A 23,347-nucleotide genomic window follows, 5' to 3' on the forward strand; every position below is an offset into this window, starting at 1 on the left:
CGTCGTGCTGGCCGGGCCGGGAACGGTCACGCCGCGACCGCCCCGGCGGACTCGAGCGGAATCCGCGCGTACACCCGGAAGCCGCCGCCGGCCCGCGGACCGGTCCGCAGGATCCCACCGTAGAGGGCGACCCGTTCCCGCATGCCGACCAGGCCGTGCCCGATCCGGTCGGGCAGCGGCGCCGGGCCGCGACCGGTATCGGTCACCTCCACGGCCAGGAATTCGTCGGTGACGGTGAGCCGCACCAGCGCCGTGGCCGCCCCGGCGTGCTTGAGGGCGTTCGTCAGCGCCTCCTGCACGATCCGGTAGACGGTGAGCGCCACGCCCTCCTCCAGCGGCCCCAACCCGCCGTCGACCCGCAGCGTCACCGGCAGCCCCGCCTCCCGGACCTGCTCGACCAGGGCCTCGATGCCCGTCACCCCCGGCTGCGGGGCCAGCTCGGCGACCGGCTCCGTTTCCGTGCGCAGCACGTCCAGCAGCCGGCGCAGCTCGCGCAGGGTGGCCCGGCCGGTCTCCTCGACCGTGGCCATCGCCGCGTCGGCGGCGTCCGGGTCACGGCGCAGCACGCGGCGGGCCCCGGTGGCCAACACTCCCATCACGCTGACCTGGTGGGCGACCACGTCGTGCAGTTCCCGGGCGATCCGGCGCCGCTCGTCGGCGACGGCCTGCTCGGCCAGGGACCGCTGCGTCGCCTCGGCGACCCGGGCCCGCTCGCGCAGCATCCGGGTGGACTGCCGGCGGGCGTGCACCGCACGGCCGACCGCGTACGCCACCGACCCGGTGAGCAGGTTGTTGAGCACCGTGTACGCCGGATTCGTGTCGAACACGTTCTCCGGCGGCGTGAACAGGTTGGCCAGCGCCACCGGCACCCAGAGCAGTACCGCGGCGAGCGCGGCCGGTCGTACGCGTCGGTGCGCCGCCATCGTGTAGGTCAGCACGATGAAGGTCAGGCCCTGGGTGGGCGGCGCGTGTCGCAGCAACACCGGCACCGCCAGGGTGGCCACCGCCAGGCCGACCGCCGGCCACGGCGCAACGCGGCGCAGCGCCACCGGGACCGCCCCGAGCGCGCTCCAGCCCAGCGTCACCCACAGTTGCGTGGGCCGTAGGTCGGGCGGCGCCAGCAGCAGAAACAGTGCGGACACCAGCAGCACGGCGACCGCCACGCAGGTGTCGGCGGCCAGCGGTCGACCGCGTATCCACGCCCGCGCCCGGTTGGTCATGCCCTGACGCTAGCCGCCAGCCGGCTCGGCTCCTCGTCGCCGAAGCCGAACCCGGTCTCCTCCCCGCGGATGAGGGTCACTCGTCCGCGCCCGGGGCGGCCGGCCGGGACCGGGCGTCGGTCAGCGGATCACCGGCACCGGCCGCCGGGAACGGCGGCGGGGTGCCGCCGAAACTCGGGCAGAGCGCCTGATGGGCGCACCAGTCGCAGAGCCGGCTCGGCCGGGGACGGAAGTCCTGCCGCTCGGTGGCCTGCTCGATGGCCTGCCAGAGCGCCACCACCGTGCGCTCGAAGCGCATCAGCTCCTCCGCGTCGGGGGTGTAGTCGCACACCTCGGCGTCTCTGAGGTAGAGCAGCCGGAGCACCCGTGGCACCACGCCGCGGGTGCGCCACAGCACCAGCGCGTAGAACTTCAGCTGGAACAGCGCCCGGGCCTCGAACGCCTCGCGCGGCGCGCCGCCGGTCTTGTAGTCGACCACCCGCAGCGCGCCGTCCGGGGCCACGTCGAGCCGGTCCAGGTAGCCTCGGATCAGCAGCTCCTCGTCGACCACCGCCGAGATCAACGCCTCCCGCTCGGCCGGCTCCAGCCGGCGCGGGTCCTCCACCGCGAAGTAGCCCTCCAGCAGCGCGGCGGCCGAGCGGAGGAACTCGGCCGGCCCGCTGACGTCGCCCTCGGCGAAGAGCGTCCCCAGCTCCGGCTGCTCGGTGACCAGCCGATCCCACTGCGGGGCGACCAGGTCGCCGGCGGACCGCGGGGTGCGCGCCGCCGCCGGCAGGTCGAACAGCCGCTCCAGCACCGCGTGCACCAGCGTGCCCCGGGCCTGCTCCATCGTGGGGCGCTCGGGCAACCGGTCGATGCTGCGGAACCGGTAGAGCAGCGGGCAGGTCTTGAAGTCCGCCGCCCGCGACGGCGACAGCGACGCCCGCACCGTGGGCGGTGCCGCCGTGGGGAGGTCCTGCCCGTCGATCACCGGTTCCGCCGTCATGTCCGGAAGGTTAGGGCACCGGTGTGACAGGGCCACCGCCGCCGCACCGGGACATGATCCGCGCCGCGTAGCATCGACCCGGTGGAGCAGAGGCCCCGACCACCGCACCGGCCCGGACTGACCGTCGGCCGGGTGTGTGGGGTGCCGCTGCGCGTCGACGCCTCGATGCTGCTGCTCGCGCTGGTCGTCACCATCCTGTACGCCGCCCTCGCCCGTCGGCAGCTCGACCTCGGCCCGCTCGGCGGCTACCTGGTCGGCCTCGGCTTCGTGGTCTCCCTGCTCGGCTCGGTGCTGCTGCACGAGCTGGGCCACGCCCTGACCGCCCGCCGCTACGGCATCGGTGTGCGCGGCATCACCCTGGAACTGCTCGGCGGCTACACCGAGATGGACCGGGACGCTCCCAGCCCCCGCGTCGACCTGCTCGTCTCCCTCGCCGGGCCGGCCGTGTCCGCGCTGCTCGGCGGCGCCGCCGTCGCCGCCACCGTGGCCCTGCCGGACGGCACCCTCGCCCACCAGTTCGCCTTCCAGCTCGCGGTGAGCAACGTCGTGGTCGCCGTCTTCAACAGCCTGCCCGGGCTGCCGCTCGACGGCGGCCGGGCGCTGCGCGCCGCCGTCTGGGCGCTCACCCGGGACCGGCACCGCGGCACCGAGGTGGCCGGCTGGGTGGGCCGGGTGGTGGCCGTCGGCACCCTGGCCCCGGTCGTCCTGCTCACTCTGCGCCGGGCGGTCGACCCGGTGCTCCTGCCGCTGGTGCTGCTGGTCGCGGTCACCCTCTGGCGGGGCGCCGGCCAGTCCATCCGGATGGCCCGGATCAACCGCCGCCTGCCCCTGGTCGACCTGGCCCGGCTCGCCCGCCCGGTGTTCCCCGTACCCACCGGCACCCCGCTCGCGGAGGCGCAGCGCCGCCGCGCCGAGGCCGCCACCCCCGCCGCCGCGCTCGCCGTCGTCGACGCCGTCGGCCGGCCGGTCGCCCTGGTCGACCCGGCCCGGGCCGACGCCGTACCCCCGCAGCGGCGGCCGTGGCTCGCGGTGGACGCGGTCGCCCACGACCTGGACACCCTGCCCGCCCTACCCGTCGGCGCCGACGGCGAACGGGTGCTGGAGGCCCTACGCACCCACCCGGCCGCACAGTACGTCGTGACCGCAGGCGAAGATGTCGTCGGCGTTCTGCACATCGCGGATCTGGCTCAGCTTTTGGAACCCAAACGGAAGACGAACACGTGACCGCACATTCCTCCGCCGTCCCGGCCGACCCCGCCGCCGCGGCGCTGCCCCCAGTTCACCGTGGGCCGTTCCGCCCCGGCGACCGGGTGCAGCTGACCGACCCGAAGGGCCGGATGCACACCGTGACGCTGGAGCCCGGCAAGGAGTTCCACACCCACCGGGGGATCCTCAAGCACGACACCCTGATCGGCCTGCCCGACGGCAGTGTGGTCACCACCGCCGGCGGCGGCACCGCGTTCCTGGCCCTGCGGCCGCTGCTGTCGGACTACGTGCTCTCCATGCCGCGCGGCGCCCAGGTGATCTACCCGAAGGACTCGGCGCAGATCGTCGCCATGGGCGACATCTTCCCCGGTGCGAAGGTCCTGGAGGCCGGCGCCGGCTCCGGCGCGCTCTCCTGCTCGCTGCTGCGCGCCGTCGGCGTCGAGGGCGAGCTGCACTCGTACGAGCTGCGCGAGGACTTCGCCGCGATCGCCAAGCGCAACGTCGAGGCGTTCTTCAACGCGCCGCACCCCGCCTGGCGGCTGCACGTCGGCGATGTCGCCGACTGCCAGGAGACCGGATTCGACCGGATCATCCTGGACATGCTCACCCCCTGGGAGATGCTCGACATGGTCGAGCGGGCGCTCGTCCCCGGCGGCGTCCTGATCGGGTACGTGGCCACCACCCCGCAGCTGTCCGAGCTGGTGGAGGCACTGCGCGAGCGCGGCGGCTGGACCGAGCCGCGGGCCTGGGAGTCGCTGGTCCGGGACTGGCACGCCGAGGGGCTGGCGGTGCGGCCCGACCACCGCATGATCGCGCACACCGCGTTCCTGGTCTCCGCGCGCAAGCTCGCCCCGGGGGTCACCGCGCCGCCGCGCCGCCGCAAGCCCAGCAAGGGCACCGAGGCGTACGTCCAGCGCCGGCAGGCGCTGCGCGAGGCGGAGGCGGCCCGGCAGGCGGCGGTCGAAGCCGACCCGAGCGGGCCGGCGCCGGACTGACCCGGCGGCACGGACGGGGATGAACGGGCGGATCAGGCGTCCCGGCGCGGACGACACCGGAACGGGTGGAGACGGTGGCATGAGCGAACGGATCATCAGGCTCAGTGCGGTCGCCGACCGGAGGGAGGCGGCGGCATGAGTAACCCCGGATACGGCAACGGCGACCTGCCCGCCGTCTTTCCGGACTGGTCGCCCTACGCCGACCTGGAGTCGGCCGCCCGGGCGTACCTGCGCGACCCGGACATCGCCCTGGACGCCCTGGGCGGGGTGCTGCGCGGCGCCTCGGTGCTCGGCTTCACGCTGGAGCGCTTCGTCAACGAGGTCAACGGGGTGTGGCAGGAGGTCGTCGTCTGCGACGGCAGCCGGCTGGTCCTCTGGCACGGCGAGGACGTCCCGCCGGGGGAGGGGCCGCCCGGCTCGATGACCTCGTCGCTGCGGGTGGTGCCGGTCTCCACGGTCACCGAGGTCGGCTGCCGGCGGCGGCTCACCCGCTCGGAGACCGGCGAGATCCGGGTCGACAGCATCGACGTGTACCTGCTGCTGTCGTCGCTGGACGAGGCGCCGCCCAGCGACGAGGTGGTCGGCGCGCCCCGGCACGACGCGCTGCGCTTCGGCAAGACCCTCGACGACGGCGGCGCCGGACAGATCGCCCGGCTGGAGGAGTTCGCCCGGCTGGTCGCCTCGGTCGTCGGCCGTCCACTGCTCTGAGACGCCGCGCGGGCCGGGGACGTCCGTCCCCGGCCCGCGCCGTCCGTTCGTCGGGGGTCAGTCCTCGGCGTCGGGCCCGGCGACCTCGACGCCGTCGCTGCCGCGAACCACGTGGATGCACTCGCCCGGGCACTCCTTCGCCGAGTCGATCACCTCGAGCCGTAGGTGCTCCGGCACGTCGACCCGGGCGCCCGGGTCGAGCCGCAGCTCGCCGTCCGGGCCCTTGACGTACGCCAGGCCGTCGACGTCGAACTCGAAGACCTCGGGCGCGTACTGCACACACAGCCCGTCGCCCGTGCAGAGATCCTGATCCACCCAGACCTGAAGCTGGTCTGTCGCGACCTCCGTCATCGGTGCACCCCCCATGTTCTCCCGTCCCACCCCGCGACGGTACCCGAACGCCCGTACCCGCCCGACGACCAGCCCGCGGCGATCAAGCTTCGGTGACGAGCGCGTTGCGTAGGACCGAATCGAGCTCACAGCGGCTAGTGTTAGCTCAGAACGTTCAAGCCCCCCGGGGAGGTGGGACGTGGCACGCAGCGACGACGCGGACTCGCGCGCCGCACGGTGGGAGAAGGAGGCCCACGATCTCTCCACGCAGGTCGCGTTCCTGCAAGAGGAACTCGCCCTGGTGCGGCGCAAGTTGACCGAAAGCCCCCGACACGTCCGGCAGCTCGAAGAGCGGCTGGCGGCCACCCAGGCCCAGTTGGCGCGGCTGACCGAGAACAACGAACGGCTCGTGAGCACCCTCAAGGAGGCTCGCGCGCAGATCGTGACGCTCAAGGAGGAGATCGACCGCCTCGCCCAGCCACCGAGTGGCTACGGCGTCTTCCTGGCCAAGCACGACGACGGCACGGTGGACGTGTTCACCGGCGGGCGCAAGCTCCGGGTGGCCGTCTCGCCCTCGCTGGAGGTCGACGAGTTGCGGCGCGGCCAGGAGGTCCTGCTCAACGACGCGCTCAACATCGTCGACGCGTTCGGCTACGAGCGGGTCGGTGAGGTCGTGATGCTCAAGGAGGTGCTCGCCGGGACCGGCGGCGCACCGGGCGACCGGGCGCTGGTGGTCTCGCACTCCGACGAGGAACGGATCGTGCACCTCGCCGAGACCCTGATCGGCGCCCCGATAAGGGCCGGCGACTCGCTCATGATCGAGCCCCGTTCGGCGTACGCGTACGAGCGGATCCCGAAGAGCGAGGTCGAGGAACTCGTGCTGGAGGAGGTGCCGGATGTCGACTACGAGGACATCGGCGGCCTCCAGGCGCAGATCGAGCAGATCCGCGACGCGGTGGAGCTGCCGTTCCTGCACGCCGACCTGTTCCGTGAGCACCACCTCCGGCCGCCGAAGGGCATCCTGCTCTACGGCCCGCCCGGCTGCGGCAAGACGCTGATCGCCAAGGCGGTGGCCAACTCGCTGGCCAAGAAGATCGCCGAGCGGCGCGGCGAGGAGAAGCACACCAGCTTCTTCCTCAACATCAAGGGTCCCGAGCTGCTCAACAAGTACGTCGGCGAGACCGAGCGGCACATCCGGTTGATCTTCCAGCGGGCGCGGGAGAAGGCCGGCGAGGGCACCCCGGTGATCGTGTTCTTCGACGAGATGGACTCCGTCTTCCGCACCCGTGGTTCCGGTGTCTCCTCCGACGTGGAGAACACCATCGTCCCGCAGCTGCTCAGCGAGATCGACGGTGTCGAGGGCCTGGAGAACGTCATCGTCATCGGCGCCTCCAACCGGGAGGACATGATCGACCCGGCGATCCTGCGCCCCGGCCGGCTCGACGTCAAGATCAAGATCGAGCGGCCGGACGCCGAGGCGGCCAAGGACATCTTCTCCAAGTACATCCTCTCCGGCCTGCCGCTGCACGCCGACGACCTCGCCGAGCACGGCGGCGACCCGCAGGCCACCGTCGCGGCGATGATCGACGCGGTCGTGCTGCGGATGTACTCGGAGACCGAGGAGAACCGCTTCCTCGAGGTCACCTACGCCAACGGCGACAAGGAAGTCCTCTACTTCAAGGACTTCAACTCGGGCGCGATGATCCAGAACATCGTCGACCGGGGCAAGAAGATGGCCATCAAGGAGTTCCTCACCTCCGGGCACAAGGGGCTGCGGTTGCAGCACCTCCTCGACGCCTGCGTCGACGAGTTCCGCGAGAACGAGGACCTGCCCAACACCACCAACCCGGACGACTGGGCGCGCATCTCCGGCAAGAAGGGCGAGCGGATCGTCTACATCCGTACGCTCGTCTCCGGCGGCAAGGGCGCGGAGGCCGGCAGGTCGATAGAGACGGCCAGCAACACCGGCCAGTACCTGTAAGCCCGACGGCACGGCGGAGGCCCGCGACGCGTCGCGTCGCGGGCCTCCGCGCGTCCGTGTCGGACCCGCCTCGACCCGCCACACCGGACGCCCCGGGGCGGCCACGCCCTTTTCCCTGTGCCGGCGACTACGCTCGACGTGACGGGGGACCGGAACGGCGAGCGGAGCGGCAGGTCGATGAGCGTCAGACGGATCATGGGCACCGAGGTCGAGTACGGCATCTCCGTGCCCGGCCAGGCCGGGGCCAACCCGATGGTCACCTCCTCACAGGTGGTCAACGCCTACGGAGCGCGCCCGGAGCTCAACCGGGGTGGCCGGGCCCGCTGGGACTACGAGGAGGAGTCGCCGCTGCGCGACGCCCGCGGTTTCACCTACTCCGGGGCCGCCTACGACCCGGCCGAGGCGCTCGCCGACGAGGACCTCGGGCTGGCCAACGTCATACTCACCAACGGGGCTCGGCTCTATGTCGACCATGCCCACCCGGAATACTCCACTCCCGAGGTGACCAACCCCCTCGACCTGGTGCGCTGGGACAAGGCGGGTGAGCGGGTGATGGCCGAGGCGGCCCGGCGGGCGGCGACCATCCCGGGCACCCACCCCATCCACCTGTACAAGAACAACACCGACAACAAGGGCGCCAGTTACGGCGCCCACGAGAACTACCTGATGCGGCGGCAGACCCCGTTCGCCGACATCGTGGCGTACCTGACGCCGTTCTTCGTCACCCGGCAGGTGGTGTGCGGCGCCGGCCGGGTCGGCATCGGCCAGGACGGCGGCCAGAGCGGCTTCCAGATCTCCCAGCGGGCCGACTTCTTCGAGGTCGAGGTGGGGCTGGAGACCACCCTGAAGCGGCCGATCATCAACACCCGGGACGAGCCGCACGCGGACGCCGACAAGTACCGGCGGCTGCACGTCATCATCGGCGACGCCAACCTGTCGGAGATCTCCACGTACCTCAAGGTGGGCACGACCGCGCTGATCCTCACCATGATCGAGGAGAAGGCGCTCGGCTCCGACCTCGGCATCGCCGACCCGGTCAGCGAGCTGCGCGCGGTCAGCCACGACCCGTCGCTCAAGCACCTGATGCGGATGCGTGACGGCCGGCGGCTGACCGCCCTGGACGTGCAGTGGGCGTACCTGGAACGGGTCCGGTCCTTCGTGGACGACCGGTACGGCGACGACGTCGACGCGCAGACCGCCGACGTGCTCGACCGCTGGGAGAGCGTGTTGGACCGGCTCGGCCGCGACGCGTTCCTCTGCGCCGACGAGCTGGACTGGGTGGCCAAGCTGCGGCTGCTGGAGGGCTACCGGGAGCGGGAGCGGCTCGGCTGGGGCGCGCACAAGCTCCAGCTGGTCGACCTGCAATACTCTGACGTCCGGCCGGAGAAGGGCCTCTACCACCGGCTGGTCTCCCGTGGCGCGATGAAGACCCTGCTCGACGACGAGCAGACCCGTGTCGCGATGACCGAGCCGCCGGAGGACACCCGGGCCTACTTCCGCGGTCGCTGCCTGGCCCAGTTCGCCTCCGAGGTGGTCGCGGCGAGCTGGGACTCGGTCATCTTCGACGTGGGCCGGGAGTCGCTGGTCCGGGTGCCGATGATGGAACCCGAGCGGGGCACCCGAAAGCACGTCGGCGCGCTGTTCGACCGGTGCGAGAGCGCCAAGGACCTGCTGGAGACGCTGACCGGGGGCTGAAACGTACCCTGCCGGAAGGCCCGCCCCGTGCTGGAACCCGGCGCGCGGCGGGCTTTTCGTCGCTCTCCCGAGGTAAGTTCATCGCAGGCGATCGTGGAGGAGGCAACGATGGCGACCCAAGAAGGCGGCCAGACCCAGCACGGCAAGTCGCACGAGGAGGTCGAGGAGGTCACCGCGCAGGCCAACCCCGAGGTTGCCGAGCGGCACGCCGAGATCACCGAGGACGTCGACGACCTGCTCGACGAGATCGACTCCGTCCTGGAAGAAAACGCAGAGGAGTTCGTGAGGGGATATGTCCAGAAAGGGGGTGAATGAGAAGAATGCCCGATTCGCCCAGCGAGTCGGACAAGAAGTGCCCGCAGTGTGAGCGGTTGTTGCCCGTCACGGACTTCCACCGCAACCGGCGGCGGGCGGACGGGCTCGCCTATTACGGCAAGGCTTGTGCGGTGGCCCGCTCGCAGGCGAGCCGCCGCAAGCGCGGGATCGGACCGCAGAAGAGATCTTCGGTTCCGGTTCCTGCCGGGTTGAAATGGTCCCCAGACTGCGATCAGGTCAAGCCCCTTGAGGACTTTCCGCGAACGAAGAAGGTCAGCGGACGACACTCTCACTGCAAGCCCTGTCACAACGCCCGCGGTAAGGAGACCGCACAGCGGCTCTATGGCGGCACGCGCGAGTACCACCTGCGGCGGCGGTACGGGATCGGGGAGAAGGAGTTCCAGGAGCTCCTCGCCGAACAGGGCGGTGTCTGCGCGGCCTGCGGCGACCCCGATCCGGAACATGTGGACCACGATCATCGCACCGGATGGGTGCGCGGGATACTCTGCTTCAACTGCAACGGTGGTCTTGGTCAGTTCCGGGACAATCCCACGAGGCTGGCCAGGGCGATCACGTACCTGAGAGGAACCACGTGGCAGCGGGTTTTGATCCATCCGGGCGTCTACCAGATGTGTTCACCAACGCGGGGACGTCCTCCTTCACAGCGTTCCTGAGCAAGGTGGCGCCCGAGATGCTGCCCGGCCGGCGGCCGCTGCCGCCCGGCATGGCCGCCGACATGGCGCCGCACGCGACGACCATCGTGGCCATCTCGGCCGCCGGTGGCGTGGTGATGGCCGGCGACCGGCGCGCCACGATGGGCAACCTGATCGCCCAGCGCGACATCGAGAAGGTGCACCCGGCCGACGCGTACTCCCTGGTCGGCATCGCGGGCACCGCGGGCATCGGCATCGAGCTGATGCGACTGTTCCAGGTGGAGCTGGAGCACTACGAGAAGATCGAGGGCGCGATGCTCTCGCTCGACGGCAAGGCCAACCGGCTGGCGTCGATGATCCGGGGCAACCTGGGCGCGGCCATGCAGGGGCTCGCCGTGATCCCGCTCTTCGCCGGCTTCGACCTGGCGGCCGGCGACCCGGCGCGGGCCGGGCGGATCTTCAGCTTCGACGTGACCGGCGGCCCGTACGAGGAGACCGGCTTCGACGCGATCGGTTCCGGCTCGCTGTTCGCCAAGTCGGCCCTGAAGAAGCGGTTCCGGGCGGGCCTGTCGATCGACGACGCGGTGCGGCTCGCCGTCGAGGCGCTCTACGACGCGGCCGACGACGACACCGCCACCGGCGGCCCGGATCTCACCCGCCGGATCTACCCGGTGGTGATGACCGCGACGGCGGAGGGCACCCACCGGCTCACCGACGCCGAGACGGCGGCGGTCGCGGAGAGCGTCGTGGCCGGTCGGATGGAGAACCCGGGCGGCTGATGCCGCCCTCACCCACCTGAGTCAGCAGTCCCACAGCACAGCGCCCGAAGGAGAACCGCCGCCGTGGCCATGCAGTTCTACGCCTCGCCCGAGCAGATCATGCGCGACCGCTCCGAGCTGGCCCGCAAGGGCATCGCCCGGGGTCGCAGCGCGGTGATCCTGAGCTACGAGGGCGGGGTGCTCTTCGTCGCCGAAAACCTGTCCAGCACCCTGCACAAGGTCAGCGAGATCTACGACCGGATCGGCTTCGCCGCGGTGGGCCGGTACAACGAGTTCGAGAACCTGCGCCGCGCCGGGGTGCGGATGGCCGATCTGAACGGCCTGAGCTACGACCGGCGGGACGTGACCGGCCTCGGCCTGGCCAACGCGTACGCGCAGACGCTGGGCGCCATCTTCACCGAGCAGTCGAAGCCGTTCGAGGTGGAGATCTGTGTGGCGGAGGTGGGCGCGACCCCGGACGACGACTCCCTCTACCGGGTGACGTATGACGGTTCGGTCAACGACGAGCCGGGCCGGATGGCGATGGGCGGCCAGGCCGAGGCGATCACCGGGGTGCTGAAGAACGAGCACCGGCCGGACATGTCGCTGTCGGAGGCCGTCCGGGCGGCGGTCAAGGCGCTGGGCAGCGTCGGCGGGGAGGGCGGGGCGGCCCGTACCATCGCCGCGAACCAGCTGGAGGTGGCGGTCCTGGACCGGCGCCGGGTGGGGCGTACGTTCCGGCGGGTGACCGGGGCGGCGTTGGCCGGGCTGCTGGAGGGGGACGCCGGCGCGGACACCGCGCCGGCGCCGGGGCGGGCGCAGACCCCGACGGTGCCCACCGAGGAGGCGAAGAAGCCGATCTCGTCGGCCGGCTCGGCGGACCTGGAGGGCCAGCGGCAGGAGGAGCAGGAGCAGCCCGGGGAGTGACAGCCGGGCCTCGGCCCCGGGCCGGTGGTCGCCGTCCACCCGACCCGGGGCGCTCACCTGCCGCCACCGCAGGCGCGGCGCGCCCTCAGCGGTGCGGCTTGAGCGGCCGCCACCAGTCGCGGTGCTCGCGGTACCAGTCGATGGTGGCGGCGAGGCCCCGGTCCAGGTCGACGGTGGGGGCCCAGCCCAGTTCGTGGCGGGTGGCGGTGCAGTCCAGCGAGTACCGCCGGTCGTGGCCCTGGCGGTCGGCGACCGGTCGGACCCGGTCCCAGCCGGCGGCGCAGGCGGCCAGCAGCCGGCCGGTCAGCTCGCGGTTGGTCAGTTCGGCGTTGCCGCCCAGGTGGTAGACGCCGCCGGCCCGACCGTGGGTCTGGGCGAGCGCGATGCCGTGGCAGTGGTCGTCGACGTGCAGCCATTCCCGGACGTTGCCGCCGTCGCCGTAGAGGGGTACGTCGTGCCCGTCGAGCAGGTTGGTGACGAACAGCGGCACGATCTTCTCCGGATACTGGTACGGGCCGTACGTGTTGGCGCCCCGGGTGACGACGACGTCGAGGCCGTGGGTGCGGTGGTAGGCGAGGGCGAGCAGGTCGGCGGCGGCCTTGCTGGCCGAGTACGGGGAGCTGGGGTCCAGCGGCGCCTGTTCGGTCCAGGAGCCGGTGGCGATGGAGCCGTAGACCTCGTCGGTGGATACCTGCACGAACCGCCGGACGCCGTGCCGCAGGGCCGCGTCGAGCAGGATCTGCGTGCCGACCACGTTGGTGGTGACGAAGGCGGCGGCGTCGGCGATGGAGCGGTCGACGTGGGACTCGGCGGCGAGGTGCACGACGATGTCGTGTCCGGGGACGGTGGCGTCGACGAGGGCGGCGTCGCGGATGTCGCCGCGGACGATCCGTAGCCGGGGGTCGGCGCGTACCGGGTCGAGGGCCGACTCGGTGGCGGCGTAGGTGTAGGCGTCGAGCACGGTGACGGCGTCCACGTGGAGGCTCGGCTCGGCGCCGGTGAGCAGCCGCCGGACGTACGCCGATCCGATGAAGCCGGCGCCGCCGGTGACCAGGATTCTCACGGGTCGGAAAGTACCGGTGCCGGGAGTTGCCCGCGGAAGGATGTCGGGACGACTGTGCGCGAACGCCGCAGAGATGGCTGGGTTGAGCGCTGCCCATTCGGGGCCTCGGGCGGCTAATGTCATTTCATGGAGCGGCGAATCTTCGGCCTCGAGACCGAGTACGGCGTCACCTGCACCTATCGCGGCCAGCGCCGGTTGTCCCCTGACGAGGTCGCGCGGTACCTGTTCCGGCGGGTGGTGTCGTGGGGCCGGTCGAGCAACGTGTTCCTGCGCAACGGGGCCCGCCTCTATCTGGACGTGGGCTCGCACCCGGAGTACGCGACGCCCGAGTGTGATTCCGTGACCGACCTGGTGGCGCACGACCGGGCGGGGGAGCGGATTCTGGAGGGGCTGCTCGTCGACGCGGAGAAGCGGCTGCACGACGAGGGCATCGCGGGCGAGATCTACCTGTTCAAGAACAACACCGACTCGGCCGGCAACTCGTACGGCTGCCACGAGAACTACCTGGTCTCCCGGCACGGGGAGTTCGGCCGCCTGGCCGACGTGTTGATCCCGTTCCTGGTGACCCGGCAGTTGATCTGTGGCGCCGGGAAGGTGCTCCAGACGCCGCGCGGGGCGGTCTACTGCCTCTCACAGCGGGCGGAGCACATTTGGGAGGGCGTCTCCTCGGCGACCACCCGGAGCCGGCCGATCATCAACACCCGCGACGAGCCGCACGCTGACGCGGAGCGGTACCGCCGGCTGCACGTGATCGTCGGCGACTCGAACATGAACGAGGTCACCACGCTGCTGAAGGTCGGGACGGCCGACATCGTGCTGCGGATGATCGAGGCCGGGGTGGTGATGCGGGACCTGACGCTGGAGAACCCGATCCGGGCGATCCGCGAGGTGTCGCACGACATCACCGGCCGGCGCAAGGTGCGGCTGGCCTCCGGCAAGGAGATCTCCGCGCTGGAGATCCAGCAAGAATACCTGGCGAAGGCGACGGAGTTCGTGGAGCGCCGCGGCGGAGACCAGACCGCGAAGCGGGTGGTGGATCTGTGGGCGCGGGTGCTGCGGGCGGTGGAGACCGGCGACCTGGACCCGGTGGCTCGGGAGATCGACTGGGTGACGAAGCTGCGTCTGATCGAGCGGTACCAGCGCAAGCACGACCTGCCGCTGTCGCATCCGCGGGTGGCGCAGATGGATCTGGCGTACCACGACCTGCGGCGCGGGCGGGGCCTGTACGGGCTGCTGGAGCGGCGGGGCGAGGTGGACCGGGTGGCGACCGACCCGGAGATCTTCGAGGCGAAGGAGACCCCGCCGCAGACCACCCGGGCGCGGCTGCGGGGCGAGTTCATCCGGCACGCGCAGGAGAAGCGGCGGGACTTCACAGTCGACTGGGTGCACCTGAAGCTGAACGACCAGGCGCAGCGGACCGTGCTGTGCAAGGACCCGTTCCGGGCGTACGACGAGCGGGTGGAGCGGCTGATCGCGAGCATGTGAGCGGACCTCGGCGGCCGGTGCTGCGGGCACCGGTCGCCGAGGTACCGGTACGCTGACGTCGCGATGAATACTTCCGAACCCTCCGGCCGGGACCGCGGCACCGAGAAGCTCAACTGGATCGACCGGCGCCGGGAGAAGATCCGCGCCGAGATCGAGCGGAACCGCCGCGGCGAATACCGGGTGCCGACCTGGGTGTTGGCGGCGACCCTGATCCTCATCGTGGGCGCCTGGCTCGCGTTGATCTTCCTCGTCGGCTGAGACCGCCTGCCGCCGGGCGGCGGTCGGGTCAGTTGTAGGGCATGCTGGGGAACCAGCCGATGCCGAATCGGGCGGGCACCCGCAGGTCCCAGTAGACGACGGTGAAGATGCCCAGGGCAACGAGCAGGGCGCCGGTCACCACCGTGGCGCGGCGGGGATCGGCCATCCAGCGGATGAAGCGCCCCCGGGTGACCAGCACGATGACCGCGAAGATCAGCGTGACGAGCAGGATGTTGCCCAGCGACTGGAGGGTGAAGGCGAGCGCTCCGTAGGCCGGGTTGCCGGTGTCGGCGGCCCAGTGGAACAGCTTGTTGAACAGCGGGTACGGGCGTCCGATGAGGAAGCCGCCGACGAGCGCGCCGATCGTCACCACCCGGCCGACCGGCCGGTGGGCGAAGACGTCGGGGAGCAGTCCGAGTGCCGCGAGCCCGAGGTAGGTCAGCGCCAGGCCGATCACGCCGAACACGACCGACGACTGGATGAGGCGGACCGGGACCCCGTCGACCACGTCGGTGGAGAGTTGGGGGAGCCGGTCGCCGAGCAGGACGCCGACGACACCGTAGCTGGCCGAGACCGCGATCATGCCGAGGGCGAGCCAGCCGACGGGACGCAGCAGGGCCCGCAGGGGTGGCTTGTCGGTGTCGGACACCTGGCTCATCGGGCCGACCGAGGCGGCCATGGCGATGTTGCAGGCGGTGAAGGTGCCGGCGAAGCCGGAGACGAACGCGAAGAGCAGCCCGGCGGCGGTGCCGGTGATCGCGGTCGCCTTGGCGTCGTGACCGAGCACGGTGTTCGCGACGTTGTCGCCGATGGTCTTGTCGACCAGCTCGAACGACCACAGGACGGCGAGCAGGATGCCGGCCGCCGCGCTGAGCAGGGCGATCCGGAGGCGGCGCCCGGGGCGGGGCGCCGGGGTGACGAGCTGGTGTTCGGGGAGTTGTCGCAGTGACATGGCGCTTCGCTTTCCGCTACGGGCCGGCCGTCCCGCGACGGGCCCTGCCGTTGGTGGCGGTGCGGGGCAGGACGGGCCGGGACGGTGCGGCCGGGTCGCTACCTGGACAGCATGGAGCCTGCCGGCCCGCCGGAGGACCTTCGGCCGTGCGCTCTTCGGTTCGGCGGTGGGTGGGCGGCCGGCGGCGCGGTGAGTGCCGCACCGGGGAGACCGCCGCCCGGCGGGGCCGGCAGGGTTGCCCTCAGCCCGGTCCGACGCCGCGGCGCGGGCTGGGCGTCGGTCGCCGGCGGCTGGTCGCGGCCCGGCTCAGCCGAGCAGTCGGGCCGCGTGGCGACCGGCGGCGGCCGCGGCGAGGAAGTAGGCGTGGTCGGCGTCGAGGCCGCGGCCCATCGTCGACAGCCCCACCGGGCTGGCCCGCAGCGCCGCGTCCAGCCCGTCGCTGGGCACGGCGACGATCCGGTGCCGCTGCGCGAGGGGGGCCAGCGCCGCGGCGACCTCGGCGGCGAGGGCCGGCTCCAGGCCGTCCGGCACGACCAGCTCCGCGGCGGCGAGCGCCACCCGACCGTACGCGGTGAGGCTGTGGTGGGAGACGCCGCGGTGGCGGGGACGGGGGTCGGCGGCGGAGATTCGTAGCGAGCCGACGGCCCGCCCGCCGAGGGCGGCGATGGCGTTGACCGCCTCGCCGACGGCCACTCCGGAGAAGCCCCAGCGGGTGCCGGTGCCGAGGTTGCCCGGCCCCTGGGCGACGATCGCCACGTCGGCGCGGAGCACGTGCCGAGCGGCGAGCAGGCCGCTGTGCAGGGTGCTCGCCTCCAGGTCGCCGCCGAACGCCTGCCCGACGCTGATCGTGCCCACGAGGTGGCCGGCGAGCCCGGCGAGGGTGCGGGAGAACCAGGCCGGCAGCGCACCGCCGTCGGTGAGCAGGTACGCCACCCGGACGCCGGGGGCGTCGGCGTGCACGCCGGCCAGGATCGCCGGCAGGGCGGAGTGCAGGTCGGCGGTGACCACCGGCATCCCGTCGAGGCTCTCCACGGCGGCCAGCAGGTCGTGGTACGGGGAGGCCTCCTCGTCGACGCCGAGCAGGATCGGCTGCAGCGGGGTGTAGCGGGCCTTGACCAGGTGACCGGCCTCGCGGGTGCCGGCGGCCTGCGGCGGGTCGGCGGGGAGCCGGTCGGGCAGGGCGACGACCAGCGCGTACCCGCCGGTGCCGAGGCCCATCAGCAGGGCGCCGGCGTTGAGCAGCACCCGGTCGCCGGGCTCCGGGTCGCCGACCAGCGCCGGGTAGGCGAGGGCCCGCATCCGGCCGCCGTCGGGCAGGTCGACGTCGAGTTCCGTCGCGCCGGCCCACCGTCGCCGTACCGCCGTGACCGTGCCTGACCGCCATCGCACCATGCCGGGCACGCTATCGGCCGCGGGCGGGCCGGGCCGCGGCCGGGTCGTCGGCGCGTGGATCGAGGGCCGGTCGGCGGTCAGTCCTCGTTCTGCGTGTGCCGGGCGCCGCGGGCGGGGTCGGGCATCGAGCGGGTTGGGTCGAGGAAGACGTACGCGATCTCGGGGTAGCGTTCGGCCAGCCGGCGCTCGGCCTCGTCGGCGGCGGCCTCGATGTCGGCGCCGGTGGCGTCGTTGTGGAAGTCGACCTTGGCGGCGACCAGGATGTCGTCCGGGCCGAGCAGCATGGTCATCAGGGTGTCGACCCGGTCCACCGCCGGCAGCGCCTCCAGATCCTGCTCGATCTGCCGGTGGACGCGGTCCGAGACGGCCCGGCCGACGAGCAGCGACACGTTGCTCCTGGCCAGAATGGTGGCGACCGTCAGCAGCAGGCCGCCGATCAGGATCGAGGCGATCCCGTCGTAGAGCTCGTCGTCGGTGAGCTCGGACAGCCCGAGGCCGACACCGGCGATGAGCAGACCGACGAGGGCGGCGGAGTCCTCCAGGAAGACCGCCTTGACGGTGGTGTCGGCGGTTAGGCGGAGGTAGCGGCGCGGGGTGGCCCGCCAGCGGCGCGACTCCCGGCGGATCTGCCGGATCGCCCGGGCCAGGGAGACCGACTCGACCGCGAAGGAGACCACCAGTACGAGGTACGACACCAGGTAGTTGCCGGTGTGCTGGTGCACGAGGATGGTGGTCACGCCGTGGGTGATGGCGAAGCCGGCGCCCACCACGAAGGTGAACAGGGCGGCGAGGAACGCCCAGACGTAGCTCTCCTTGCCGTACCCGAACGGGTGCCCGGTGTCGGCGGGGCGGGCCCCGCGGCGCAGCGCCAGGAAGAGCAGCACCTCGGTGGTGGTGTCGGCGACCGAGTGGACGGCCTCGGAGAGCATCGCCGCCGAGCCGGAGATCAGGCCGGCGATCAGTTTGGCGGCCGCGATGACGAGGTTCGCCGTGCCGGCCACGACGACGGTGCCGACGCTCTCGGTCTTGACCTCGGCTTCCGCCATGCGCTCACCCTATGGCCGGGGCGGGCGGCCTGCCCGGCGAGCGGAATCACCCGCGGTCACCGGGATGTGACGGGCGCCCGCGGCGGTCCGCGTCACGGCGCGCCCGCGTGGATTCACGCCCACGGCGGGCGGGCTGCTAGCGTTCACACGTGTCGCGGAGCCGTACCGAACGCCTGGTCAACCTGGTGATCTGTCTGCTGTCCACGCGACGGTTCCTCACCGCCGCGCAGATCGCCGCGACCGTGCCCGGATACGAGCACGATCCGGAGGACGTCAAGGACCACGAGGCGTTCCAGCGCAAGTTCGAGCGGGACAAGGCGGAGCTGCGCGAGCTCGGGGTGCCGTTGGAGACGGGGACGGCGAGCGTGTTCGACGCCGAGCCCGGCTACCGGATCGCCCCCCGCGAGTACGCCCTGCCCGACATTCCCCTCGAACCCGACGAGGCCGCCGCCGTCGGCATCGCGGCGCGGCTGTGGCAGCACGCCGGCCTGGCCGCCGCCGCGTCGTCGGGGCTGGCGAAGCTGCGCGCCGCCGGGATCGACGTGGACCCGCACGCCACCCTGGGCCTGGAACCGATGGTGACGGTCGACCCGGCGTTCGCCCCGCTGACCGCCGCCGCCCGGGATCGGCGGGAGGTCGACTTCGACTACCGGGTGCCGGACCGGGACGCCCCGACCCGCCGTCGGCTGCAGCCGTGGGGCGTGGTCTGCTGGCGCGGCCGGTGGTACGTGGTCGGCCACGACCTGGACCGGGCGGCCACCCGTTGCTTCCGGCTCTCCCGGGTGGTCGGCGCGGTCCGGGTGACCGGCGACCCGGGGGCGTACGAGCCGCCCGTCGGGGTGGACCTGATCAGCCACGTGGCCCGCTGGTCCGGGCCGGTGGAGCGGTCCAACCGGGCCACCGTGCTGGTCGCCCCGGGGCGGGCCGCCGGGCTGCGCCGCTGGGCGACGGAGTGCGGGTCGGGGCCGGACGGCGACCGGCTGGTTCTGCCGTACGCCGACGCGGACTACCTGGCCGGCCAGATCGTCGGGTACGGCCCGGACGTGCGGGTGCTGGAGCCGCCGGAGGTGCGGGAGGCGGTCATCCAGCGGTTGAAGGAGATCGCCGCCCGGCACGACGAGCTGGCGGTAACCGGGGGTGTCCGGTGACCCGGCCGGCGGCCCGGGGTGGCCGCGCCTCGGCGGACCGGCTCGCCCGGCTACTCAACCTGGTGCCCTACCTGCTGGCCCGCCCCGGCATCGAGATCGCCGAGGCGGCGCGGGACCTGGGGGTGACCGAGCGGCAGCTCCGCGAGGACCTGGAACTGCTCTGGGTGTGCGGGCTGCCCGGCTACGGCCCGGGTGACCTGATCGACATGGCGTTCGACGGTGACCGGGTCACCATCACCTACGACGCCGGCATCGACCGGCCGCTGCGGCTCACCCCGGACGAGGCGCTCGCCCTGGTGGTGGCGCTGCGGATGCTCGCCGAGACGCCCGGGGTGGCCAACCGGGAGGCCGTCGAACGGGCCCTCGCCAAGATCGAGGGCGCCGCCGGGGACCTGGCGGGCGCCCCGGTGGAGGTGCGGCTGCCCGGCGACTCTCCCCGGGTACGCGAGCTGCGGGCCGCCGTGGAGCGTGGCCGGGCGCTGCGGATCACCTACTACACGGCCGCCCGGGACGAGACCACCGAGCGGACCATCGACCCGCTGCGGATGCTGATGGTCGGCGGGCGGGCGTACGTGGAGGCGTGGTGCCGCCGCGCCGAGGCGGTCCGGCTGTTCCGGGCCGACCGGATCGACGCGGTCACCGAGCTGGACGAGCCGGCGGTGGTGCCGGCGCAGGCCCGCCCGCACGATCTCAGCGACGGGGTGTTCCGCCCCTCGGCCGACCTGCCGTCGATCACCCTGCGGATCGGCCGGAGCGAGCGGTGGATCACCGAGTACTACCCGTGCGAGCGGGTCGAGTCCGACGGCGAGCAGTGGCTGGTGTCGCTGCGCGTCACCGACCTGGGCTGGGCGCGGCGGTTCGTGCTCGGGTTGGGTCCGGACGTCACCGTGGTCGCCCCGGCCGAGCTGGCCGAGCAGGTCCGTGCCCAGGCGGTCGCCGCGCTCGACGCGTACGCGACGCCGGTGGACCGCGCGGCCGCCGGCCGCAGCCAGTAGGCTGACCGCCGTGGTGACGTGGATCGTGCTCGGGGTCGTCCTGTTCGCGCTCGTCGTGCTGGCCCTGGCGGTCCGGCCGGTGCTGGCGCGGCTGCCCCGGCTGCGACGGGCCGCGGTGGCGCTGCAACGCCGCCAGGCCGAGGCGGAGGCGCTGCGCTCCGCCGCCGAGGCGCTCCAGGAGCGGGCCGGCGCGTTGCAGGAGCGGGTGGCCGTCACGCAGGAACGGCTGGCGTTGATCAAGGCCAGGCGCGGGCGCTGATCGACGGCGGTCGGTCGGGCGCTCGGTAGCTGCGCGTTCGCCGGTGGTTGCGTGCACAATCGCGCCGCGACGGGTGGTTGACGGGACACTTCGGGTTGGTCGAGACTTCACCGGCCAGGCCCGCACTGACAGGCCCGGCGGGGTGGCAACCCACAGTGACGGACGTACGATGGGCTCCGACCACCCCTCACCGACACTTGAGCGACTGGAGCTTCCCATGGGTGCCCTCAAGCCGTGGCACATCGCTGTACTCGTGGTCGTGCTGATCCTGCTCTTCGGCGCGAAGCGGCTCCCCGACGCGGCCCGTTCGCTGGGCCGCTCGCTGCGGATCATCAAGGCCGAGACCAAGAGCCTGCAAGACGACGACCGTGACCTGGCCGAGAAGGCCGACGCGCAGGCCGCCTACCAGCCGCTTCCGCCGAACGCCGGCCAGCAGCAGTACGCCCAGCCGCAGCAGCCGGTCGACCCGGTGCAGCGCGTCCGCGACAACTGACCGGAGGGCCCACCACCGTGGCCTTCGCGTTGAAGAAGCGCGGCCCGAGCAACTTCGAGCGGGCCGCCGACGGCTCGATGACGCTCATGGAGCACATCCGTGAGCTGCGGAACCGGCTGTTCCGCGCGTCGTTGGCGATCGTCGGCGGCCTGATCGCCGGCTTCTGGCTCGCCGACCCGGCCTTCATGCTGCTGAAGCGGCCTTACTGCCGGCTGCCCGACACGACGAACGCGCTGGGCGAGTGCCAGGACCTGCTGGCCCTGGCGCCGACGAGCGCGTTCCTCCTGAAGCTGAAGCTGGCGCTCTGGCTCGGGTTGATCATTGGTGGGCCGGTCTGGCTCTACCAGCTCTGGGCGTTCATCGCCCCCGGCCTGCATCGGCACGAGCGCAAGTGGGCGTACGTCTTCGTGTCGATCGCCGCGCCGCTGTTCGCCGCCGGCGGGGTGCTGGCCTACTTCGTGGTCGACAAGGGCCTCGGGTTCCTGATGGAAGCCGGGGTGGGCGGGCTGGGCAACCAGTTCGCGGCCGAACCGTACATCGCGTTCGTCACCAACATGATCCTGCTGTTCGGGGTGGCGTTCGAGTTCCCGCTGATCCTGCTCATGCTCAATTTCACCGGGGTGGCCAGCGCCCGGCGCCTGCTGAGCTGGTGGCGCGTGGTGATCTTCGTGTCGTTCGCGTTCGCCGCGATCGCCACGCCGGACCCGGGTCCGTTCGGTATGACGCTGCTGGCCACCGCGCTCTCCCTGCTCTACTTCGTCGCGGTCGGCGTGGCCTTCCTCAACGACAAGCGGCGCGGACGGGGCAAGGAGATGTACGCCGGCATCGCCGACGACGAGGTCTCGCCGCTGGACCTGTCCGCCGAGCCGGTGGGGGCCGTCGAGCGGGTCGAGGCGACCAGCCCGATCGAGTCGCCCGAGCCGATCGTTAAACCGGCGCCGATCGAACGGCGCTACGACGACATGACCTGACCGGTTCGCGTCGAGCACACCGGAACGCCGTCCCCGAGCAGGGGGCGGCGTTTCGCGTATCAGGAGCGGGCCGTCAGAGCAGCGCCAGCAGGCGGTCCAGCGGCGGTGGGGTTCGCGCGGGGTCGAGGGCGTCGGCGAGCAGGGTGGCGTAGTGGCTCTTGCGGCCGGCCCGGGTGCCGATGAAGCGGCGTAACTGGCGGGCGAGCGGGCGGTCCCGCTGGGCGGGCTGCCGCTGGAACAGTCGGAAGGAGCGCAGGTCCCCCACGGCCGCCATGACCTCTTCGACCGTATCGGTCCCGAGCGCCCGGATCAGCTCGTCCTCCAGGTCGGCCCGGCAGGCATGGAAGCCGAGGCCGGCCAGCTCCGCCGAGGACCGGGCGGGGCCGAGCCCGCCGTCCGCCAGGGCCCGCCGGATGAACCTCTCCTCGGCGGCGTCGTAGAGGCCGGCCAGCCTGCGGTCGTGGAACAGCTCGACGAAGTGCCGGATGTTCGTCACCCCGCCCATCGGCACCACCGCCACCCCGTGCAGCGAGCGGCCGTGCCGGCGCGCCACCGCCTCGATCGCGTGGCGGTCGCTGTCGCCCTCGACCAACACCACCGTCGCGGCGGACAGGCCGGCGGCATCGGTCAGGCCGCTTCGCAGGTCCATGGCATGCCTCCCGGGGTCCGCGCCGAAAACAGGCCCACCATGCCCGCCCGCACCGACCTCGGCAACCGGATTCTCCTAGTGGGGATACTTGCCGAAGAGGCTGCTCAGCGCGGTCTCCGCCGAGCAGGGCAACTCGCCCGGGGCGAGCTGGGTGTGCGACGGCCGCCAGATCTCGGCGCCCTTCGGGGTTACCCGCCCCAGCAGGCAGTCGTACTGACTGGCCCGCAGAGCCACCCCAACCATGCCCTGCCGGGCCGCGACGTCCTGGCCGACGGCGGGGTCGAGGCCGAGGCCGGCGACGGCCGACCGGACGGCGGACTCGTCCGGGCCGGCCGAGGCGAGGGCCCGCTTCAGCCGGTCGTCGACACCGCCGAGCGACGGATCGCGTGAGACCGGCAGCGGATCGCCGGCCGGGCAGGCGATGTCGTCGTCACGGCGGTCGCGCTCCGGGCCGAGCCGCAGCCGGAAACAGATCTGCTCGTCGCCCTCGACCACGGAACCGTCGCGGGCGACCGCCTGCCCGTGGCCGGTGACCCGTAGCACCAGCGTCACCCCGGTCTGCCAGTGGGTCTCGCCGGTCACCGAGAGGACGGTCACGTCGGGCTGCTGGGCGGCGGTGTGCGCGTAGTCGTCCGCCCGGTAGAGGTGGTCGTAGGTGAAGCGCGTCTGGACCCGGTCGACCTTCTCGGCCGCGTCGTCCACGGCGCTGTCGCGGTAGGGCGTGGCCGCCGCGTCGGGCCACCACAGCCGGGCCGCCAGCAGGCCCGCGCCGACCACGACCACCGCGCCGACGGCCAGTAGGTTTCTCCGTCGCACGGACGCGAACATACCCGAGCGGTGCCCGCCGCACTGTCCCCGTCGGT

The 23,347-nt window shown here is 72.5% G+C and carries 25 protein-coding genes; 16 read left to right on the forward strand and 9 right to left on the reverse strand.

The genetic code is table 11. The annotated features are described in order from the left end of the window. Positions 1 to 26: 26 nt before the first annotated feature. Positions 27 to 1,220 (reverse strand): sensor histidine kinase, encoded by a 1,194-nt coding sequence (locus tag GA0070604_RS12235; RefSeq protein ID WP_091118065.1) that lies wholly within the window; start codon positions 1,218 to 1,220, stop codon positions 27 to 29. Positions 1,221 to 1,296: 76 nt separating this feature from the next. After that, on the reverse strand, positions 1,297 to 2,205 hold the full coding sequence (locus tag GA0070604_RS12240) for a RecB family exonuclease (protein ID WP_091118066.1): 909 nt from the start codon (positions 2,203 to 2,205) through the stop codon (positions 1,297 to 1,299). Between the two features lie 72 nt (positions 2,206 to 2,277). Between GA0070604_RS12240 and GA0070604_RS12245 the strand changes: the two genes are divergently transcribed. The 3 genes from GA0070604_RS12245 to GA0070604_RS12255 all read left to right on the forward strand — a co-directional run bounded on the left by GA0070604_RS12245 (position 2,278) and on the right by GA0070604_RS12255 (position 5,114). Then, positions 2,278 to 3,429, forward strand: coding sequence for a site-2 protease family protein (locus GA0070604_RS12245; RefSeq protein WP_244162188.1), 1,152 nt, complete (start codon positions 2,278 to 2,280; stop codon positions 3,427 to 3,429). Continuing rightward, positions 3,426 to 4,406, forward strand: a complete 981-nt coding sequence (locus GA0070604_RS12250) for a tRNA (adenine-N1)-methyltransferase (RefSeq protein ID WP_377592949.1) — start codon at positions 3,426 to 3,428, stop codon at positions 4,404 to 4,406. Before GA0070604_RS12245 ends, GA0070604_RS12250 begins: the two co-directional genes overlap by 4 nt. A gap of 135 nt (positions 4,407 to 4,541) precedes the next feature. Beyond that, positions 4,542 to 5,114, forward strand: coding sequence for a hypothetical protein (locus tag GA0070604_RS12255; RefSeq protein WP_091118067.1), 573 nt, complete (start codon positions 4,542 to 4,544; stop codon positions 5,112 to 5,114). A 57-nt stretch (positions 5,115 to 5,171) separates the two neighbouring features. Here the strand turns inward: GA0070604_RS12255 and GA0070604_RS12260 are convergent, their stop codons facing one another. After that, positions 5,172 to 5,465 carry a ferredoxin gene (locus tag GA0070604_RS12260; protein WP_091118068.1) on the reverse strand — a complete coding sequence of 98 codons (294 nt, stop codon included), beginning with the start codon at positions 5,463 to 5,465 and terminating at the stop codon, positions 5,172 to 5,174. A 178-nt stretch (positions 5,466 to 5,643) separates the two neighbouring features. Between GA0070604_RS12260 and arc the strand changes: the two genes are divergently transcribed. From arc to prcA, 6 genes are all read left to right on the forward strand, one after another. Beyond that, on the forward strand, positions 5,644 to 7,425 hold the full coding sequence (gene arc / locus GA0070604_RS12265) for a proteasome ATPase (RefSeq protein ID WP_091118069.1): 1,782 nt from the start codon (positions 5,644 to 5,646) through the stop codon (positions 7,423 to 7,425). A gap of 177 nt (positions 7,426 to 7,602) precedes the next feature. Further along, positions 7,603 to 9,120 carry a depupylase/deamidase Dop gene (dop, locus tag GA0070604_RS12270; protein WP_091118070.1) on the forward strand — a complete coding sequence of 506 codons (1,518 nt, stop codon included), beginning with the start codon at positions 7,603 to 7,605 and terminating at the stop codon, positions 9,118 to 9,120. A gap of 108 nt (positions 9,121 to 9,228) precedes the next feature. Then, positions 9,229 to 9,435, forward strand: coding sequence for a ubiquitin-like protein Pup (locus GA0070604_RS12275; protein WP_091118071.1), 207 nt, complete (start codon positions 9,229 to 9,231; stop codon positions 9,433 to 9,435). A 5-nt stretch (positions 9,436 to 9,440) separates the two neighbouring features. Beyond that, on the forward strand, positions 9,441 to 10,109 hold the full coding sequence (locus GA0070604_RS12280; RefSeq protein ID WP_091118072.1) for an endonuclease VII domain-containing protein: 669 nt from the start codon (positions 9,441 to 9,443) through the stop codon (positions 10,107 to 10,109). Continuing rightward, positions 10,028 to 10,867, forward strand: a complete 840-nt coding sequence (gene prcB, locus GA0070604_RS12285; RefSeq protein ID WP_208602028.1) for a proteasome subunit beta — start codon at positions 10,028 to 10,030, stop codon at positions 10,865 to 10,867. Before GA0070604_RS12280 ends, prcB begins: the two co-directional genes overlap by 82 nt. A 63-nt stretch (positions 10,868 to 10,930) precedes the next feature. After that, entirely contained in the window at positions 10,931 to 11,773 is an 843-nt protein-coding gene (gene prcA / locus GA0070604_RS12290) for a proteasome subunit alpha (protein WP_091118074.1), read from the forward strand. Positions 11,774 to 11,858: 85 nt separating this feature from the next. Here the strand turns inward: prcA and rfbB are convergent, their stop codons facing one another. Further along, positions 11,859 to 12,836 (reverse strand): dTDP-glucose 4,6-dehydratase, encoded by a 978-nt coding sequence (gene rfbB, locus GA0070604_RS12295; protein ID WP_091118075.1) that lies wholly within the window; start codon positions 12,834 to 12,836, stop codon positions 11,859 to 11,861. 126 nt (positions 12,837 to 12,962) lie between these two features. Between rfbB and pafA the strand changes: the two genes are divergently transcribed. Both pafA and GA0070604_RS12305 read left to right on the forward strand, forming a co-directional pair. After that, on the forward strand, positions 12,963 to 14,321 hold the full coding sequence (gene pafA, locus GA0070604_RS12300; RefSeq protein ID WP_089008061.1) for a Pup--protein ligase: 1,359 nt from the start codon (positions 12,963 to 12,965) through the stop codon (positions 14,319 to 14,321). Positions 14,322 to 14,384: 63 nt separating this feature from the next. Then, complete coding sequence (locus GA0070604_RS12305; RefSeq protein ID WP_091118076.1) at positions 14,385 to 14,579, forward strand: hypothetical protein; 195 nt, start codon at positions 14,385 to 14,387, stop codon at positions 14,577 to 14,579. 28 nt (positions 14,580 to 14,607) lie between these two features. Here GA0070604_RS12305 and GA0070604_RS12310 read toward each other — a convergent pair whose 3' ends face one another. The 3 genes from GA0070604_RS12310 to GA0070604_RS12320 form a co-directional block, all read right to left on the reverse strand. After that, positions 14,608 to 15,531, reverse strand: coding sequence for a hypothetical protein (locus GA0070604_RS12310; RefSeq protein WP_091118077.1), 924 nt, complete (start codon positions 15,529 to 15,531; stop codon positions 14,608 to 14,610). A gap of 306 nt (positions 15,532 to 15,837) precedes the next feature. After that, entirely contained in the window at positions 15,838 to 16,923 is a 1,086-nt protein-coding gene (locus GA0070604_RS12315; RefSeq protein ID WP_091118078.1) for a DUF3866 family protein, read from the reverse strand. Positions 16,924 to 17,000: 77 nt separating this feature from the next. After that, positions 17,001 to 17,969 carry a cation diffusion facilitator family transporter gene (locus GA0070604_RS12320; protein WP_091118079.1) on the reverse strand — a complete coding sequence of 323 codons (969 nt, stop codon included), beginning with the start codon at positions 17,967 to 17,969 and terminating at the stop codon, positions 17,001 to 17,003. 149 nt (positions 17,970 to 18,118) lie between these two features. Here GA0070604_RS12320 and GA0070604_RS12325 point away from each other — a divergent pair, with 149 nt between their 5' ends. From GA0070604_RS12325 to tatC, 5 genes are all read left to right on the forward strand, one after another. Next, on the forward strand, positions 18,119 to 19,117 hold the full coding sequence (locus GA0070604_RS12325; protein WP_091118080.1) for a helix-turn-helix transcriptional regulator: 999 nt from the start codon (positions 18,119 to 18,121) through the stop codon (positions 19,115 to 19,117). Continuing rightward, entirely contained in the window at positions 19,114 to 20,112 is a 999-nt protein-coding gene (locus GA0070604_RS12330) for a helix-turn-helix transcriptional regulator (RefSeq protein WP_091118081.1), read from the forward strand. The genes GA0070604_RS12325 and GA0070604_RS12330 overlap by 4 nt, the downstream gene beginning before the upstream one ends. Before the next feature lie 10 nt (positions 20,113 to 20,122). Continuing rightward, on the forward strand, positions 20,123 to 20,371 hold the full coding sequence (locus tag GA0070604_RS32970; RefSeq protein WP_091118082.1) for a hypothetical protein: 249 nt from the start codon (positions 20,123 to 20,125) through the stop codon (positions 20,369 to 20,371). Positions 20,372 to 20,588: 217 nt separating this feature from the next. Continuing rightward, positions 20,589 to 20,864, forward strand: coding sequence for a Sec-independent protein translocase subunit TatA (gene tatA, locus GA0070604_RS12340; RefSeq protein ID WP_091118083.1), 276 nt, complete (start codon positions 20,589 to 20,591; stop codon positions 20,862 to 20,864). A gap of 17 nt (positions 20,865 to 20,881) precedes the next feature. Then, entirely contained in the window at positions 20,882 to 21,835 is a 954-nt protein-coding gene (gene tatC / locus GA0070604_RS12345) for a twin-arginine translocase subunit TatC (protein ID WP_091118084.1), read from the forward strand. Positions 21,836 to 21,908: 73 nt separating this feature from the next. Here tatC and GA0070604_RS12350 read toward each other — a convergent pair whose 3' ends face one another. Further along, entirely contained in the window at positions 21,909 to 22,484 is a 576-nt protein-coding gene (locus tag GA0070604_RS12350; protein ID WP_091118085.1) for an ATP-dependent endonuclease, read from the reverse strand. A 75-nt stretch (positions 22,485 to 22,559) separates the two neighbouring features. Next, positions 22,560 to 23,300: a hypothetical protein gene (locus GA0070604_RS12355; protein WP_141721279.1), complete on the reverse strand. Its 741-nt coding sequence runs from the start codon at positions 23,298 to 23,300 to the stop codon at positions 22,560 to 22,562. Positions 23,301 to 23,347 lie beyond the last annotated feature (47 nt).

This window comes from Micromonospora eburnea (assembly GCF_900090225.1).
GTDB lineage: Bacteria > Actinomycetota > Actinomycetes > Mycobacteriales > Micromonosporaceae > Micromonospora > Micromonospora eburnea.